Genomic DNA, 17,207 nt, shown 5'->3' on the forward strand with positions numbered 1-17,207 from the left:
TTCCCGAATTTCTCTACTCTTCTTTCAAGAAATTATGCTCCCGGGCGACCTTCCAATCAGACAACATAAGAAGCCTTTCAGCAAACGGCTTCTCTCTCTGCATGCGCCTTTTTTGTACTCTTCCCGTTCTAAGCAGGTGTATTTATCAGCTCATTATATACATTATTTATGTTCTTTATTATAGTAAAAGTGTTTTTGATTCGTCAATCATCTTTTCCAAAAACACCGCTTTCTATACAAATGGGCAGGCACCTATTGCCCAAGTTTACATATAATGCTTGTAAATGCGTAGAGGAGGATGCACCTTGAAGAAACGATTCAGCTCTTATTCCCTGCCGCCGTGGGTCAGGCAAATTCGGCTTGTATCCGCGCAAGTGATTATCCCCATTACAATTTTTCAAGGGATCAGAACCATTTTCTTTCCGACAACCTTTGATGTTTTGCTGCTCGCAATCCTGATCTTGTTAGCTTGCGCCCTTCATTTAGACTGGATATAAACAAACAAGTCCGCGCCATTAAGACGTGGACTCGTTTTCAGCCTGAAATTTTTTCTCTTGTTCAATCTGATGAACTTTCATCACAAACGGCTCTATATTTTTCATTTGCCAATAAGCCTTTAATAATTGCGTACATTCATTTTTTTCATGCTGTCTTTTCCCGGTTTGATAACGGTTCAGCACCTTGTACATGGCTGCCGGAAATGCCATATAGCTGAGAAAAAGACTGACTTCCGCTTCACGCAAAGGGAATGATTTCGTGTATGCATAAAACCATTCGACGCATTCCGGACAAGCTTTCGGAAAGCCTCTGAACATTTTTGTATAAAAGCCGAGTAAGTCGTTTTGCGGCGGGCCGACAGACGCTCTTTCGAAGTTTGTGAAATACCCGGTCCCTGTATCATTATACAGAAAATGGTGTATAGACAGGTTGCCGTGGTTCATCACAACCCTTGAGTCACCCTTCTCTTTTGCCGACTCATACCAGTCCTCCAACCGCTCCAGCGCAAAATTCACCGCCGAAATGGTTTCTGAAAAATAGGTTACGGCCTGAAGTTCAAAAGGGGAAAGGTACCATTCCTTTTCCGCTCTGTCTACAAACTGTTCATAAAAAATTTTATCATGTTCCCACTTTTTTTTCGTTTGTCCGTAATAACGTTCAATATCATCACGTCTGATCTTTATTTCCTGAGTGGTTCTCTCGTGAAGGCGGGCTGTTTCTCTAAATAAATAAACATGTTTCTGATCCCGTTCTTCCTCCTGGTCAAATTGAAGCCATGGCATTAAATAATAGGAATCTCCGGATTGTATGCCTTCTGATAAAAACTCACCGCTATTTGTTCTGTAAACAGGAACAAATGAACGAAAACCTTTTTCCTCAATCGCCACCATATGATCTGTAAATTGTTTGCTGCGAACCGATTTCAATTTTTTCAGGGCAAATACGCCGTAGTCTGTATACACTTTCCACACAAGAGGACTGACAGGCTCAATAAATTGAGCAGTCAGTCCGTATTTCTGAAGAACCGATAGGGTATCTTCCATTCCATTCACCACATTTTCCGATCGCTTACGGCTTACGCATGGCTGTTGTTATATTGAGGAATATAGAGGATCTGTCCTGCTTTCAATTCATCGTCCAAGGCCAAAGAATTCATCCTGATCAGCTGCTGGGATGTGATTTCATACCGTTCGCATAAGCGTTCGATCGTATCTTCCTGCTGAACAATGCATATTTTCATTCTCGAAAACTCATCCTCTTCTTTCGTAAAGAGTTTTGTTAAATAAAGAGAATTATCACTTTCCTTCGTTTCAGCAGCAGGAGCAACCCTAGGAACAGCATTCGCTTCCTTCCTTTCAGTCTCTGAGGTATCAGTCAGCTGGAAGGATTGAAGAGCTGTTTCTTTCTCAGGCTCTTCAGCCGGTGGTATTTTTCTCACTTCAATTTCAAAGCTTTCTTCCTCTTGTTCTTCCTCTTCCAGCAGCTTAGGCGCTGAATAAAAAGAATCCTCCTCTTCATGTTCGGGCAGGAAGGTGCGGTATGCCGGTGCAGACTCTTCTTGATGTGCCTCCTCCGAGCTTGCTTTTTGCTTGAAATGAAGCTGAAAAGCAGTTTCGTCATTCTCCACATATGGATCTGAGGCTGATTTCTTCTCTCTGCTTTCTTCTATGGAGAGAACGGGCTGAGATTCAGTTTCAAGAGCCTCTTCCGCTTCTTGACCAAGCGCGGGCTCAGCATGTTCCGGTTGTGCTGTTTCTTTCTCTTCTTGACGAAGCGCAGGCTCAGTGTGTTCCGGTTGTGCTGTTTCTTTCTCTTCTTGACGAAGCGCAGGCTCAGCGTGTTCCGGTTGTGCCGCTTCTTTCTCTTCTTGACGGAATGCAGGCTCAGCGTGTTCCGGTTGTGCTGCTTCTTTCTCTTCTTGACGGAATGCAGGCTCAGCGTGTTCCGGTTGTGCCGCTTCTTTCTCTTCTTGACGGAATGCAGGCTCAGCGTTTTCCGGTTGTGCCACTTCTTCCTCTTCTTGACGAAGTGCAGGCTCAGCGTGTTCCGGTTGTGCCGCTTCTTTCGCTTCTTGACGAAGTGCAGGCTCAGCGTGTTCCGGTTGTGCCACTTCTTTCTCTTCTTGACGAAGTGCAGGCTCAGCGTGCTCCGGTTGTGCCGTTTCTTCATTTTGAGCCTCTTGGCGCAACGCATATTCTAGAATAGGAGACACTGGGGTTTCTGCTTTTTCCTCTGCAATCACAGTCTCTGCATGTAGTTCAGCTTCCAAAGCAGGCGATTTTTCCGCTCCAGAATCTTCACGAAGATCTGCCTCCGCTGGGGGGGCTGCTTCTTCACGAACATCTGCTATTGCAGCTGCTGGCTCAGGCGTTTCATTTTCTGTTTTTACGATCTCTTGAATCTCTATTTCTGAAGCATCGGGTTCTTCTGTTCCCGATGCTTCACGACTCTCTGCTTCCGGCTCCACAAGCTCTAACGGCTCGGCACCTTCTCGCGCCTCTGGTTCTGAAGCAACCGATTCCGGCGGCGCAGATCCTGCTTTTTCTGTTTCCAGTTCTTCACGGAGCCCCGCTTTCGAGACAAAAAGTTCTGGCGGTTCGGCTGGCGTTTCATCCTGCAGAACTGCTTCCGTTGCCGAAGGTGAACCCGTTTCTACTGCACTTTGTATCGGCGGCTCTGAAATCTCTTCCTCTCTGAATGCCGTTGGAGCCTCATATAGAGGAATCTCCGGCTCTTTGTCTGCCGTATCATCCAAAAGCCCTTCGATCGCTAAATCAGCTTGAATCGTTAAAATGCGAGAATCCGTTAATTGATAGTCAAATGCGTCAATAAAGACGAAGACATCCTGTAAATGGCTCACTTTATTTTTCGGAATGGTAATATCCACAGGAAAACAGTGAGTCAGTTCTGCGCTTCCATCCTCTCTCTTTCTGACTTCTTCAACAAACCGCTTATCGGTATAAAACTCTTCGGTATGTTTGTTTTGATCTATGTTGTACTCACCTGTAAGTTCAAGCGATCCTCTGATTGATACATAATCATTTACTTCCTGAACCCTAATGTCAGGATCTAATGAAATAGAAAGCAGTTCAGAAACTTCCTGTCCTTTTTGGAAACAGATCGATTCTTCTACAGAAAATTGCAATCGATGATTTTGCGGCAAGTTCATATCCTCCTTTCATCTAATCCTTAAAATTAGATGTCACTAAAGGTGTATGTATGAACTGGGGAAAATATGAGTTGGCGAACACAGAAAAAAACCGGTACAAGGATGTCCTTGATACCGGTTTTTGCTCTTATCCGCGGCTGATCTCAGCAAATACTTTCTCAGCTGCCTGGATTGTTTTTTCAATATCTTCCTCAGTATGGGCCGTTGAAAGAAAAAGGCCTTCGAATTGTGATGGCGGAAGGAATACACCTTCATTTGCCATGCCTTTATAGTAGTTAGCAAACAGCTTCAAATCAGATGCTTTGGCTGTTTCATAATTGATGACAGGTTCGTTTGTAAAGAAGAAGCCGATCATTGAACCTGCGCGGTTAAAGGTATGCGGAATGCCGTGAGCCTCGGCGGCTTTTGAAATGCCTTCTTCCAGCCTGTCGCCTTTTTTGATGAAATTCTTGTAGGATTCAGGTGTCAGCTGCTTCAATGTTTCTAAGCCAGCCGTCATCGCAAGCGGGTTGCCTGACAATGTGCCGGCCTGATAAATCGGACCGCTCGGAGCGATCTGCTCCATGATTTCAGCCTTGCCGCCATAAGCACCGACAGGAAGCCCGCCCCCGATCACTTTTCCTAAACAAGTCAGATCAGGCGTTATGCCGAAGTATCCTTGAGCACAATTATAATCGACGCGGAAGCCTGTCATTACTTCATCAAAAATCAGCAGGGAACCGTATTGCTCAGTGATATCACGCAGCCCTTGCAGGAAGCCTTCTTGCGGCGGAACAACTCCCATATTTCCGGCAACCGGCTCTACAATAACTCCCGCAATGTCTTCACCGAATTGCTGGAAAGCAAGCTTTACACTTTCTAAATCATTGTACGGAACGGTGATGGTGTTTTTCGCAATGCCTTCAGGCACACCAGGGCTGTCAGGCAGACCGAGAGTGGCCACTCCTGAACCCGCTTTAATCAAGAGGGAATCGCCATGCCCGTGGTAGCAGCCCTCAAATTTTAAAATCTTGTTGCGGCCTGTATAGCCTCTTGCCAAACGGAGGGCACTCATAGTAGCCTCTGTCCCGGAGCTGACCATTCGTACAATTTCTACAGATGGCACACGATCAATGACGAGTTTTGCCAGTTCATTTTCCACTTCAGTAGGGGCACCGAAGCTTGTCCCGTATTCTGCCACTTTTTTGAGGCTCTCTACGACGCGGTCATTTGTATGCCCTAAAATTAAAGGACCCCATGACAAGACGTAGTCAATATATTCATTTCCGTCAATATCATAGATTTTTGAGCCTTTTCCGCGCTCCATAAAAATCGGGTCCATGTCTACCGATTTAAATGCGCGAACGGGACTGTTCACACCGCCCGGCATGAGTTTTTGCGCTTCTTTAAAAGCCGCTTTTGATTTTTCATAGCTTCTCATCTGCCTCAACTCCTGTCAACTGAATAAAATTACTCCGCAAGCCATTTCGCTGCGTCTTTGGCATGATACGTAATAATCAGGTCAGCACCTGCACGCTTCATGCTTGTCAAAATTTCTAACACGATTTCCTTTTCTTTGATCCAGCCGTTCTGCGCTGCAGCCTTTACCATTGAATACTCTCCGCTTACATTATAAGCGACGAGCGGCAAAGTAAACTCATTTTTTACGTCACGCATGATATCCATATATGAAAGTGAAGGTTTGACAATCAAAAAGTCCGCGCCTTCCTCGACATCTGATTGTGCTTCGCGGAGTGCTTCCATACGGTTGGCAGGGTCCATCTGATATGTTTTGCGGTCTCCGAATTGCGGCGTGCTGTTTGCTGCATCACGGAACGGACCGTAAAACTCACTTGAATATTTCACAGCGTAAGACATGATTGGAATATTGACGAACCCTTCTTTATCAAGCGCTTTTCTGATTACCGTAACAAATCCGTCCATCATGTTTGAAGGCGCAATGATATCCGCACCTGCTTTCGCTTGGCTGACAGCTGTCTGCGCCAAAAGCTCCAGCGATTCATCATTGAGGATGACGCCGTCTTTGACAAGTCCGCAATGGCCGTGGTCTGTATATTCGCATAAGCACGTATCAGCGACAACAACCATCTCAGGGAAGTGTGTTTTAATTTCTGTGATGGCTTTTTGAACGATGCCGTGATCATGATACGCTTGCGTTCCGCAATCATCTTTTTCTTCCGGGATGCCGAACACGATGACAGATTGAATGCCCAGTTTAACCAGCTCTGCCACTTCATCCTTCAATAGATCTAATGATACATGGTAAACATCAGGCATTGACGGAACAGCTTTTTTGCCTTCCAGCCCTTCAACGACAAAAATCGGATAAATAAAATCCGATGGGTGCAAACGTGTTTCCTTTACCATCTCTCTCATTGCTTTTGATGACCGCAGGCGGCGGTGTCTGTTAAATGATTGACTCATATTCTCTCTTCCTCTCTTGACATGCTGCACATTAACTCAAGCATGCCATCTATTGTAAATGTATCAGGCGTATGCGATGTGATGCCATACGTCAGCAGAGCGTCCCTTGTTAAAGGTCCGATGCTGATACAGGCCGATCTGTTCGCCTGCCACTTTTTCAATTCTTCTCCCAAGACATGCATAAACGTATGTACGGTTGATGAACTCGTAAATGTCACATAGTCAAATGAATATTGGCCCGCAACCTTTTTCAGTGCCTCGATGCCATCTTCATCCGGAATCGTTTCGTAGACAACCCATTCTTCCACTTCAAAACCGAGCGGGACAAGCTCCTGTTTTATCACATCACGTGACAAATTGCCTTTCACCACTGTAATCCGTTCCGCCGGTTCAGCATGCTGCTTAAGGGCCTCCGCCAACTGTTCAGCGATATAGTCCTTAGGCATCACATCAACCGATACGTTATGCGTTTCCAAACGGCGAGCCGTTTTCTCACCGACAGCTGCAATTTTTTTATGCGCTGGAAGAATTAGCTGATTTTCGTTTAAATAAGAAAAAAAGAAGTCTGCTCCGTTCACACTTGTAAAAACAAGCCAGCCGGGGGCGGCAAGATCCTCTTTCACCTGTTTTGCAAGATTATTCGGCAAAGCGCGGCGAAACGTAATCAAAGAGGTCAAAACCGCTTTTCCGCCAAGTGCCTCCACTTTTTGCTGAAACGATTTTGCCTGCGCCTTATTCCGGGTGACAAGCACTGTTTTTCCTTTCAGCGGAAAATCATTTTCCATCCTCATCAAGCTCCCGTTTTACACGATCAATTAATTCTTTGGCTCCTTTGTCAGTCATAAGAGCGGCACAGCGCTTTCCGACTTCCTCCGGATCGTTTCCGGTGACGGTTTCTTTAAAAATGATTTTGCCGTCAGGAGAAGCGACAAGCCCAGTCAATTCAATTTCATCCTGCTCGTTTAACACTGAGTAGCCTGCGATCGGAACCTGGCATCCGCCCTCCATCGCGTTTAAATAAGTACGTTCCGCCAACACAGTCCGTTTTGTATACTCATCCGTAAACTGAGAAAACAACGCCAATAGCTCTTCATCCGATTCTCTGCACTCAATCGCCAGTGCTCCCTGGCCCACAGCAGGCAAACAGCGCTCAGGCTCTAGGAATTCGGTTACGATATCTTGCTTCCAGCCCATTCTGGAAAGGCCGGCAGCGGCTAAAATAATCGCGTCATAATCCTCAGTTTCCAGCTTTTGAAGTCTCGTGTCTATATTACCTCTAATCCATTTAATTGTAATGTCAGGGCGCTCAATTAAAAGCTGCGCACTTCTTCTTAAACTGCTTGTGCCGATGACAGCGCCTTCCTTCATTTCTGAAAGCTTTACGCGATTCTTTGAAATAAGGGCATCACGTGGGTCTTCCCGTTCAGGAATACAGCCGATCACAAGGCCTTCAGGCAAAACAGCAGGCATGTCCTTCATGCTGTGCACCGCCATATCAATGTCTTCATTCAAAAGCGCTTGTTCAATCTCTTTGACAAACAGGCCTTTTCCTCCCACTTTTGAGAGCGTAACATCGACGATCCGGTCACCCTTTGTCACGATTTCTTTGATTTCAAAGGCAAATGAAGGATTGATTTCCTTCAGTTTTTGAATAACCCATTTTGTTTGAGTCATAGCGAGTTTGCTCCGTCTGGAACCTACTTTTATTGTTCTCATCGTTTTCTTTCCTCCCGAATCTGCTTGGGACATCATTTAACTGAACCAATGGAATTGCGATAGGCTTCCAAGCAGGAAATAATTGATCATCAGCACGAGAAAACAAGCCGTATTCCACAATGCTGCGACCTTTCCTTGCAGCTCTTTAATCAGCCTGATATAAAGATAATAGCTGTACAGCAGCAGGACGACAAACGAACCAAGCACTTTGGCGTCGAACCAATACAGCGTTTCTAATGATACATACGCCCAAATAACGCCGAGAATCAAACTCAGCAACAGCATCGGGACTCCGATGACATTCAGAACATATGCCATATAATCAAGTTTAGACAAATCTTCTATTCTCAACAGCCATTTTCCCCACTTTTTCTTTTTCAGCAAATGATATTGAAACATATACAGGACAGAAAAAACGAAAGAAAGGGAAAAAGCGCCGTATGAAAGAATCGCCATTGTAATATGAATCACCAAAAGCTCGGATACAAGCTGCCCGGAAAAAGCGGCAGACTGCTGCTCTGTCGGTGAAAATGTATGAATGGCGATCATAGAAAACCCTATTACATTTGTAAAAAACACAATAAAGTCAACTCGTAAAAGCTTTGTCAGTACAAGTGACAGCGTGACAAGCACCCAGGCATAAAAATAAAGCGCCTCCGTCACATTTAATACCGGAAACCGCCCCGTCACCCACATAAAATAGGCCAAATACACGGTTTGCAGAGTCCAGACAATAGAAAGCAACCAGAAGGCCATTTTTCCAGCCTTCCGGTTGTGTTGAAGAAAATCTATAAAATAAAAGAGTACACTTAATGCATAAATGACGATTGTTCCCTCATTAAGTCTTGCCATTGCAGTATCAATCATTCAGCATTCACTCACTTACAAGTGGGGCAAAGCCCGCTTTTGATTCAGCCTTCTTAAAAGAATGGACCTTTTGGCTGCTTTCAACAGTTTTCATCATTTGACGGCCCGCAGCTTCTTCAATATCAAAAATCTGCATAAACAAGGCAAGCTTTTCTTCAGAATCAGCATCTGCCGCAAGCTCTTTCACCTTTAAGATCGGATCACGCAGCATTTGATTAATGATACTTTTGGTGTGTTTGTTCAACAGTTTTTTCTCTCTTGTGCTTAAGTGAGGCAGCTTCCGCTCGATGCTGTCCATTGTTTCTGACTGGATCGCAAGTGCCTTTTCGCGCAATGCGGAAATAACTGGCACAACACCAAGTGTATTCAGCCATTGTTTGAACTCCACAATGGTTTCTTCAATTAACAGTTCAACTTTTTCAGCGGTTTCTCTCCGTTCTTTCATGTTCGCTTCTACAATGCCTTCGAGATCGTCGATATCATAAAGGAATACACCTTCAAGATCATTCAGCGCAGGATCAAGGTCTCTAGGCACGGCAATGTCCACCATAAACAGCGGACGTCCCTTGCGAAGCTTATTCGCGCTTTCCATCATCTCTTTGGACACGACAAAATCACTTGCACCGGTTGAACTGATTAGGATATCGGCCTCCGCAAGCGCGCTTTCAAGCTGATTCAAGCTTCTCGCTTCACCAGAGAAACGGTCTGCAAGCTCCTTCGCTTTCAAGTATGTTCGGTTAATGACAGTGACCTTGCCGATTCCCTGTCCGTGCAGGTTTTCCGCAGCAAGCTCGCCCATTTTTCCCGCACCGAGAATCAATATATGCTTGCTTGAAAGGTTTCCGAAGATTTTTTTAGCAAGTTCAACTGCTGCATAGCTTACTGACACTGCATTTGAGCCAATGTCTGTTTCAGCATGAGTCCGTTTGCCCACTGTAACGGCCTGCTTAAACAGCTCATTAAAAATAGTCCCGATCGTTTTTTCTTGCTGAGCTGTTTTAAAGCTGTCGCGTACCTGGCCGAGAATCTGCGTTTCACCAATCACCATAGAATCAAGTCCGCAGGCTACACGGAATAAATGCTCAACAGCCGCATCGCTTTCATAAAATGTTAAAAACGGCGACAGTTCTTCTTTGCTTAATTGAAACCAATCAGCTAAAAACTTTTTTATATAATAACGGCCGGTATGAAGCTGGTCGACTACCGCATAAATTTCAGTGCGATTGCATGTGGAAACGATGATGTTTTCAAGAATGCTTTTCTCTTCCTTCAGCTGCACCATCGCTTCTGCCAGCTCATTCGGCTGAAAGCTTACTTTTTCACGTATCTCAATAGGGGCGGATTTATAATCTACTCCCACAACAAGTATATGCATCGCTTTAATTACACCCCCAACACCCAATCTTTTATTTATAATCATTCTAACATAGAACTCATTATTTATAATAATTATAACATAGTTTCTTTCACAAAATGTGAACAGATTTTAAAATTCTTATGCTATATTAGAAAAAGCTTCACGGAAAAGAAGCATTCCTATTGACAATACCAAAAACAGCAGAAATTTACTACACATCAGCTCTAAAAAACAAGAAGGTGATATGCATGAAACAAAAATCAATTTTATTCCCTTGTCTGCTGCTTGCCGCTTCTGTATATGCATGGCTTGAAAGCGGCCAAGCCGAACTGTTTTCAGGGCAGGGTCAATGGCCTGTTCTCCTCATGCTGTTAGGCGCAGCCTTTGTATATCAAGGAAAAAAAGAAGCCGTTACACCACACTTCTTTATCGGTTTGCTTCTTTTCGGGATCGGCTTGCACTTTTTCGCCAAGCCGAAATGGCCATGGTGGCCGGATGATTTTGAAATGCTCGTATTTATCATCGGCTTCTCGCTCTTGGTGTCAACCGTTCAGAAAAAAGAATATGTATATGAAGCTGTATCAATGATTTGTTTTTCCCTGTTTTTGTACTTTTTCAAACAAATTATGGCATGGCTAGAATCTGCTCATATTCCGACAGCGCTTCTGAAAGAGTATTGGCCGTTTGTCTTTATTGGAATCAGTTTATTGTTATTATTGATAAAACGGAAAAAATCTATACGATAAATAAAACCGGCAGAGAGTTTTCTCTACCGGTTTATCATTTTTTTGATCGCTCCCCAAGCTTCGTCTTTCCCCTTTTTCGTTTCTGAGGAGAAGAGAATCAGCTCGTCTTCCGGATCAATATTTAGTGTCTGTCGGACAACCTTCGCGTGTTTGTCCCATTTTCCTTTCGGGATCTTATCTGCCTTTGTAGCGATAATAATAACAGGAATGCCGTAATACTTTAAGAATTCATACATCTGCACATCATCATTAGACGGCGCATGCCGCAAATCAACGATCTGCACTACTGCTTTCAATTCCTCGCGTGTCGTGATGTAGGTTTCAATCATTCTGCCCCAAGCTTCACGCTCGGATTTTGACACTTTGGCAAAACCGTAACCCGGTACATCCACAAAATGCAGCTCATCATTGATAATGTAGAAATTGAGCGTTTGTGTTTTTCCCGGTTTAGATGATGTTCTCGCAAGATTTTTGCGATTGATTAATGAATTGATAAAAGACGATTTTCCCACGTTCGATCTTCCGGCCAGTGCAATTTCCGGAAGCCCGCCCTCAGGGTACTGTTCCGGCTTAACTGCACTGATCACGATTTCTGATTTTGTGACTTTCATTTCTTCTCTCCTACTAAGGCATGTTCCAAAACTTCGTCTAAGTGGGACGCCAATATAAATGTGAGCCCCTCTCTGACGCTTTCAGGAATATCCTCTATATCTTTTTCATTCTCTTTAGGCGCAATAATGGTCGTTAATCCCGCTCTATGTGCGCCAAGCGCTTTTTCCTTCAATCCGCCGATCGGCAGCACGCGCCCGCGAAGCGTAATTTCCCCAGTCATGCCGACTTCACGCGAAACGGCACGTCCCGTTAAAGCAGAAACAAGCGCTGTCGCCATCGTAATACCGGCTGACGGACCATCTTTAGGCACCGCACCCTCAGGTACATGTATATGAATATCATACTTCTCATGAAAGTCAGGTTCAATGCCAAGTTCTTCTGTTTTTGAACGCACATAGCTGAATGCAGCCTGAGCTGACTCTCTCATGACATCTCCAAGCTTTCCTGTCAGGATCAATTTCCCTTTCCCTGGAGATAGAGATACTTCAATCGACAGCGTATCTCCGCCGACGGTTGTATAGGCAAGCCCTGTAACTACACCAACCTGATCTTCTGTTTCAGCTTGTCCGTACCTGAAAATGCGTTTTCCGATAAAGTCCTGAAGATTCTTCTCAGTGACCGTAATCCGTTTTCGCTCTTCAGCAACAATGGCTTTTGCAGCCTTACGGCAAATCGTGGCAAGCTGGCGTTCAAGGCTTCTCACACCCGCTTCTCTCGTATAGTACCGGATAATATCAAGAATCGCCTGGTCACGCAGCTGCAGGTTGCTTTTCTTCAGCCCGTGTTCCTTGATCTGCTTTGGAAGCAGGTGGTCTTTCACGATTTCGAGTTTTTCTACTTCTGTGTAGCCCGCAATATTAATAATCTCCATTCTGTCTCTTAGCGGACCCGGGATCGTGGCCAAATTGTTTGCCGTTGCAATAAACAGCACTTTTGATAAATCAAAGGTTTCTTCAATATAGTGATCACTGAAGGTGCTGTTTTGCTCTGGATCAAGCACTTCAAGCATAGCAGATGACGGGTCGCCTCTGAAATCAGATGACATTTTGTCAATTTCATCTAATAAAAAGACAGGATTTAGCTTGCCGGCTTTTTTCATCCCTTGAATAATGCGTCCAGGCATTGCTCCAACATAGGTCCGTCTGTGTCCGCGGATCTCTGATTCGTCACGCACTCCGCCGAGTGAGATTCTGACGAATTCCCGTCCCATGCTTTTTGCAATTGATTTGGCTAAAGACGTTTTTCCGACACCTGGAGGTCCTGCCAAGCAGAGAATCGGGCCTTTCAGGGATTTTGTCAGCTGCTGGACAGCCAAATATTCTAAGATACGTTCCTTCACTTTTTCAAGTCCGTGATGCTCTTCATCTAAGAGACGTCCTGCCTCTTTCAAATCAAGCTTATCATCTGTCTCATCCGTCCACGGAAGAGCGATCAGCCAGTCAATATAGTTGCGTATCACAGAGCTTTCCGCAGAACTTGACGGAATTTTTTCGTATCTGTTCAATTCCTTAAGTGCGGTTTCCTTCACATGGTCAGGCATGCCTGCTTCTTCAATTTTTTCCGTCAGCGTCTGAACTTCGCCTGTTTTACCTTCTTTATCGCCAAGCTCTTTTTGAATCGCCTTCATTTGTTCACGCAAGTAGTATTCCTTCTGCGTACGCTCCATCGAACGTTTGACGCGCTGGCCGATTTTTTTCTCGATCTCCAGCACTTCTTTTTCATTATTGATAAAATCAATGACCTTGTTCAGTCTGTCTTTGACGTCAGCCGTTTCTAAAATATCCTGCTTATCCTTTAGCTTAAGGGGCAGGTGAGAAGCAACGATGTCTGCCATTCTCCCTGGCTCTTCGATATCAGTAACCGCGGCGTAAGTTTCAGCCGAGATTTTTTTGGAAATTTTTATGTACTGATCAAAGTGGTCTAACAAAGTCCGCATCAATGCTTCGTCTTCTGTATCTTTTGAATCATCTTCATGAATCAGCTGAATGTCGACGGACGTGTAATCCTCATGCTCATTGTATTTGACGATTTGGGCACGCTTGAGGCCCTCAACCAACACACGAATCGTACCGTTCGGAAGCTTCAGCATTTGCTTAATTTTTGTATAAGTGCCTACAGTAAAAATCTCATCTTCACCTGGTTCGTCTATCGAAATATCCTGCTGAGTGGCTAAAAATATCATATGGTCATGCATCATTGCCTGTTCAAGGGCCTGAACCGACTTGTCACGTCCTACATCTAAGTGCAAAACCATCGTCGGGTACACCAATAAACCTCTTAAAGGGAGGAGCGGGATGCTGCGTTTTAATTCTTCTGCCATGTGACTGACACCTCCGTGACTTTAGTATGAACCATTATAATACAACTTTTTCATCCTTGTACAATAAACGGCATGGTTCCATTTTCTATAAAACAGTCTCCTCGTAGTATACCCTTTCTTCCTGATATGAAAAAGGAAAAGATGTCCTTCATGAAAAAAACCCTATTATAAAAATAGGGTTTAAACGGATTCTTTATTGATTTCAATATGAAACGGTTTTTGTTCTGTTGGAGGATTCACTAAAATTTCATCAAGTACTTCCTGGAACGTCTTCACTGCAATAATTGTGATTCCGTCAATTTGCTTTAAGATCGACTGCTGATTTTCATGTGGGATAATCACTTTTTTCGCACCGGACTGCTTGGCAGCTTTTATTTTCGGAATGACGCCTCCAATGGGCTTCACAAGACCATTCAGGCTGATTTCGCCCGTCATGGCAACGGTATTGTCAATTGGGATTTTGTGAATCGCCGAGAAAATTCCCGCTGCCATCGCGATGCCTGCCGACGGTCCGTCAATCGGAATCCCTCCTGGGAAATTGATGTGAATATCATAATCAGACGGGTTCATCCCCATTGTCCGGAGCACGGTTAACACGTTTTCAACCGAACCCTTCGCCATGCTTTTTCGCCGGATTGATTTTGATTGGCTGCCGATGCTTTCTTCTTCAGCTATTCCTGTGATATTAATTGATCCTTTATCCTGAGCCGCGGTTACGCTCACTTCGATTTCCAGAAGCGATCCGCTGTTAGGTCCATATACTGCAAGCCCATTTACAATGCCGACTTGCGGTTCGGCGCCGATTTTCTGCTCGTGCTTCGGAGTAAGCTGGCTGGAATGGATAACCCATTCAATATCTTCAATCGTAATGTCTTTCCGATTCTCCGTCACTGCCATCCCTGCGGCGATTTGAATCATGTTAACGGCTTCGCGCCCGTTCCGCGTATAGCTGGTCAGCAGGTCCAGACTCTCGTCAGAAATGTTTTTTTCAATTTTATCCGCTGCTGTTTTGGCAACTGTTTTCAGCTCATCCTTTTCAAGCTCGCGGAAAAACACCTCTAAACAGCGGGATCGGATAGCTGGCGGAATTTCGTTCGGCATTCTTGTCGTCGCGCCAATCAGGCGAAAATCTGCCGGCAGCCCATTTTGAAATATATCGTGAATATGATTCGGGATTTGTGTGTTTTCCTCGCTGTAATACGCACTGTCTAAAAAGACTTTTCTGTCCTCAAGGACCTTCAGCATTTTATTCATTTGAATAGGATGCAGCTCCCCTATTTCATCAATAAACAGCACACCGCCGTGGGCATGGGTAACAGCTCCCTGCTTCGGCTGCGGAATCCCCGCCTGTCCCATTGCTCCGGCCCCTTGGTATATGGGGTCATGGACAGAGCCGATGAGCGGATCGGCAATACCTCTTTCATCAAAACGTGCTGTTGTCGCATCGAGTTCCACAAAAACAGCCTGCTCTTTAAACGGCGATTGATTATGTTTTTTCGCTTCTTCTAACACAAGCCGTGCAGCAGCTGTTTTTCCGACGCCCGGAGGTCCATAGACAATGACATGCTGAGGATTCGGCCCGCATAAAGCCGCCTTTAAAGCTTTAATGCCATCTTCCTGTCCGACGATATCTTGAAAGCTTTTGGGGCGGACCTTTTCAGATAATGGCTCGGACAAGCTGATAGCGCGCATTTTCCGAAGTTGCTCCATTTCCTTCTTTGATTCCTTATCTATCGTGACCTTTTGTGTCCTTTGATTTTTAAGCAAATTCCAAAAATACAAACCAATGATGATCCCAAAAAACAGCTGAATAAATAACGCGATCCCTGTCCAACTCATGATGGTCCCTCCTGAAAAACAATTTATGTATCCAATTCATTCCTCTGATTGCTAGTATCTCCCACAGAAGGCGGGAATAAACGTTTTTCCGGAAGAGATTGCATGACAAAAAAACCTCCTGAATGTCACCATTCAGGAGGTTCGTGCTTATCTTTATGCAGATGTTTTATCTTGGCTTACCTCAGTGCCGTCTTTTAATAAAAGGCGAGGCGGCTCTCCATGTGTCACAGTTGCCCCAGTAATCACACATTTTTCAATGTCATCACGAGAAGGCAGCTCAAACATCACATCAAGCATGATACCTTCAATGATAGAACGGAGTCCACGTGCTCCAGTCTTGCGTTCAATTGCTTTTTTAGCAATTTCAGAAAGCGCTTCTTCTTCAAACTCAAGCTCTACATTGTCAAGCTCAAGCATTTTCTTGAATTGCTTAACAAGAGCGTTTTTCGGTTTTGTTAAGATCGCAACCAACGCTTCTTCGTCGAGCTTTTCAAGACTTGCAATAACAGGAAGACGTCCGATAAATTCAGGAATTAACCCGAAGCGGAGCAAGTCTTCAGGAAGCACTTTTGAGAGAAGATCTTCTTTCTCAAGATCAGCAGCTTTATTGTCCCCGCCGAATCCAATCACTTTTTGGCCTAAACGGCGTTTGATGATTTGTTCGATACCATCGAAAGCACCGCCGCAAATGAACAAAATATTTGTTGTGTCAATTTGAATGAATTCTTGATGAGGATGCTTACGTCCTCCTTGAGGCGGCACGCTTGCCACTGTACCCTCAAGAATTTTAAGCAATGCCTGCTGTACACCTTCACCTGACACGTCACGTGTAATAGATGGGTTTTCTGATTTTCTTGCCACTTTATCGATTTCATCGATATAGATAATGCCTTTTTCTGCTTTTTCCACATCATAATCAGCAGCTTGAATGAGCTTCAAGAGAATATTCTCTACATCTTCACCCACGTAACCAGCTTCAGTCAAAGACGTAGCGTCCGCAATCGCAAACGGCACATTTAAAATGCGAGCCAATGTTTGAGCCAGAAGGGTTTTACCGCTTCCTGTAGGGCCGATTAATGAAATGTTACTTTTCGAAAGCTCAACATCATCAACCTTGCTGTTGGAATTAATGCGCTTATAGTGGTTATACACAGCAACAGCGAGTGATTTCTTCGCTTGATCCTGGCCGATGACATATTCATTCAGAATTTCGCGGATTTCCTGAGGCTTCGGTACGTCTTTAAATTCTACTTCTTCTTCTGTTCCGAGCTCTTCCTCTACAATTTCAGTGCAGAGTTCGATACATTCGTCACATATATATACACCAGGTCCAGCTACAAGCTTACGAACCTGATCTTGTGTTTTTCCACAGAACGAGCATTTTAATTGTCCTTTTTCCTCGTTAAATTTAAACATTCTTTCACCCCTTAATCTTGTCTCACTTTTTCTTTTACCGGCAGAGCAAAAGAAAATGATTCTTGAAACGAACGAGTATGTATTGCATTTTACCATACTTTCCAAAAAGACGGTAACAATGTGTTTCTGACTTGCACATTATATATGTATGACAAAAAACAGCCCTGCATTAATTATCTTGCCCCAAGAAAAAGAGATAAATCATAATTGTACAAAACAAGGCACGAATCATTCGCGCCCTGT

General features: G+C 44.3%; 14 protein-coding genes and 1 other annotated feature (1 of these 15 only partly in view). Of the genes, 2 read left to right on the forward strand and 12 right to left on the reverse strand.

Annotation, left to right across the window (positions count from 1 at the left end):
- Positions 1-140 (reverse strand) — a binding site (T-box leader) (it extends 83 nt beyond the left edge of the window).
- A 165-nt stretch (positions 141-305) separates the two neighbouring features.
- Positions 306-497, forward strand: coding sequence for a hypothetical protein (locus tag AC0C66_RS06710; protein WP_010330262.1), 192 nt, complete (start codon positions 306-308; stop codon positions 495-497).
- 18 nt (positions 498-515) lie between these two features.
- Here AC0C66_RS06710 and cotN read toward each other — a convergent pair whose 3' ends face one another.
- From cotN to hemA, 8 genes are all read right to left on the reverse strand, one after another.
- Positions 516-1,541: a spore coat protein CotN gene (gene cotN / locus AC0C66_RS06715; RefSeq protein WP_072183409.1), complete on the reverse strand. Its 1,026-nt coding sequence runs from the start codon at positions 1,539-1,541 to the stop codon at positions 516-518.
- A gap of 32 nt (positions 1,542-1,573) precedes the next feature.
- Positions 1,574-3,661 (reverse strand): LysM peptidoglycan-binding domain-containing protein, encoded by a 2,088-nt coding sequence (locus AC0C66_RS06720; RefSeq protein WP_472973513.1) that lies wholly within the window; start codon positions 3,659-3,661, stop codon positions 1,574-1,576.
- A gap of 133 nt (positions 3,662-3,794) precedes the next feature.
- Positions 3,795-5,087 (reverse strand): glutamate-1-semialdehyde 2,1-aminomutase, encoded by a 1,293-nt coding sequence (hemL, locus tag AC0C66_RS06725; protein ID WP_072183581.1) that lies wholly within the window; start codon positions 5,085-5,087, stop codon positions 3,795-3,797.
- Positions 5,088-5,116: 29 nt separating this feature from the next.
- On the reverse strand, positions 5,117-6,091 hold the full coding sequence (hemB, locus tag AC0C66_RS06730) for a porphobilinogen synthase (protein ID WP_014114668.1): 975 nt from the start codon (positions 6,089-6,091) through the stop codon (positions 5,117-5,119).
- Positions 6,088-6,876, reverse strand: a complete 789-nt coding sequence (hemD, locus tag AC0C66_RS06735) for a uroporphyrinogen-III synthase (protein WP_072183582.1) — start codon at positions 6,874-6,876, stop codon at positions 6,088-6,090. Before hemD ends, hemB begins: the two co-directional genes overlap by 4 nt.
- On the reverse strand, positions 6,866-7,807 hold the full coding sequence (gene hemC / locus AC0C66_RS06740; protein ID WP_072183583.1) for a hydroxymethylbilane synthase: 942 nt from the start codon (positions 7,805-7,807) through the stop codon (positions 6,866-6,868). Before hemC ends, hemD begins: the two co-directional genes overlap by 11 nt.
- Positions 7,808-7,843: 36 nt before the next feature.
- Positions 7,844-8,674, reverse strand: coding sequence for a cytochrome c biogenesis protein (locus AC0C66_RS06745; RefSeq protein ID WP_003222575.1), 831 nt, complete (start codon positions 8,672-8,674; stop codon positions 7,844-7,846).
- Between the two features lie 7 nt (positions 8,675-8,681).
- Positions 8,682-10,049, reverse strand: a complete 1,368-nt coding sequence (gene hemA / locus AC0C66_RS06750) for a glutamyl-tRNA reductase (RefSeq protein WP_472973514.1) — start codon at positions 10,047-10,049, stop codon at positions 8,682-8,684.
- Between the two features lie 230 nt (positions 10,050-10,279).
- Here hemA and AC0C66_RS06755 point away from each other — a divergent pair, with 230 nt between their 5' ends.
- Entirely contained in the window at positions 10,280-10,777 is a 498-nt protein-coding gene (locus AC0C66_RS06755; RefSeq protein ID WP_014114672.1) for a hypothetical protein, read from the forward strand.
- Positions 10,778-10,800: 23 nt separating this feature from the next.
- Here AC0C66_RS06755 and yihA read toward each other — a convergent pair whose 3' ends face one another.
- From yihA to clpX, 4 genes are all read right to left on the reverse strand, one after another.
- Positions 10,801-11,388: a ribosome biogenesis GTP-binding protein YihA/YsxC gene (gene yihA, locus AC0C66_RS06760; protein WP_014114673.1), complete on the reverse strand. Its 588-nt coding sequence runs from the start codon at positions 11,386-11,388 to the stop codon at positions 10,801-10,803.
- Positions 11,385-13,709, reverse strand: coding sequence for an endopeptidase La (lon, locus tag AC0C66_RS06765; protein WP_014114674.1), 2,325 nt, complete (start codon positions 13,707-13,709; stop codon positions 11,385-11,387). The genes yihA and lon overlap by 4 nt, the downstream gene beginning before the upstream one ends.
- Positions 13,710-13,889: 180 nt before the next feature.
- On the reverse strand, positions 13,890-15,548 hold the full coding sequence (gene lonB, locus AC0C66_RS06770) for an ATP-dependent protease LonB (protein WP_461845638.1): 1,659 nt from the start codon (positions 15,546-15,548) through the stop codon (positions 13,890-13,892).
- 153 nt (positions 15,549-15,701) lie between these two features.
- Complete coding sequence (gene clpX, locus AC0C66_RS06775; protein WP_003222561.1) at positions 15,702-16,964, reverse strand: ATP-dependent protease ATP-binding subunit ClpX; 1,263 nt, start codon at positions 16,962-16,964, stop codon at positions 15,702-15,704.
- Positions 16,965-17,207: the final 243 nt, after the last annotated feature.

This window comes from Bacillus sp. VA13 (assembly GCF_055710085.1).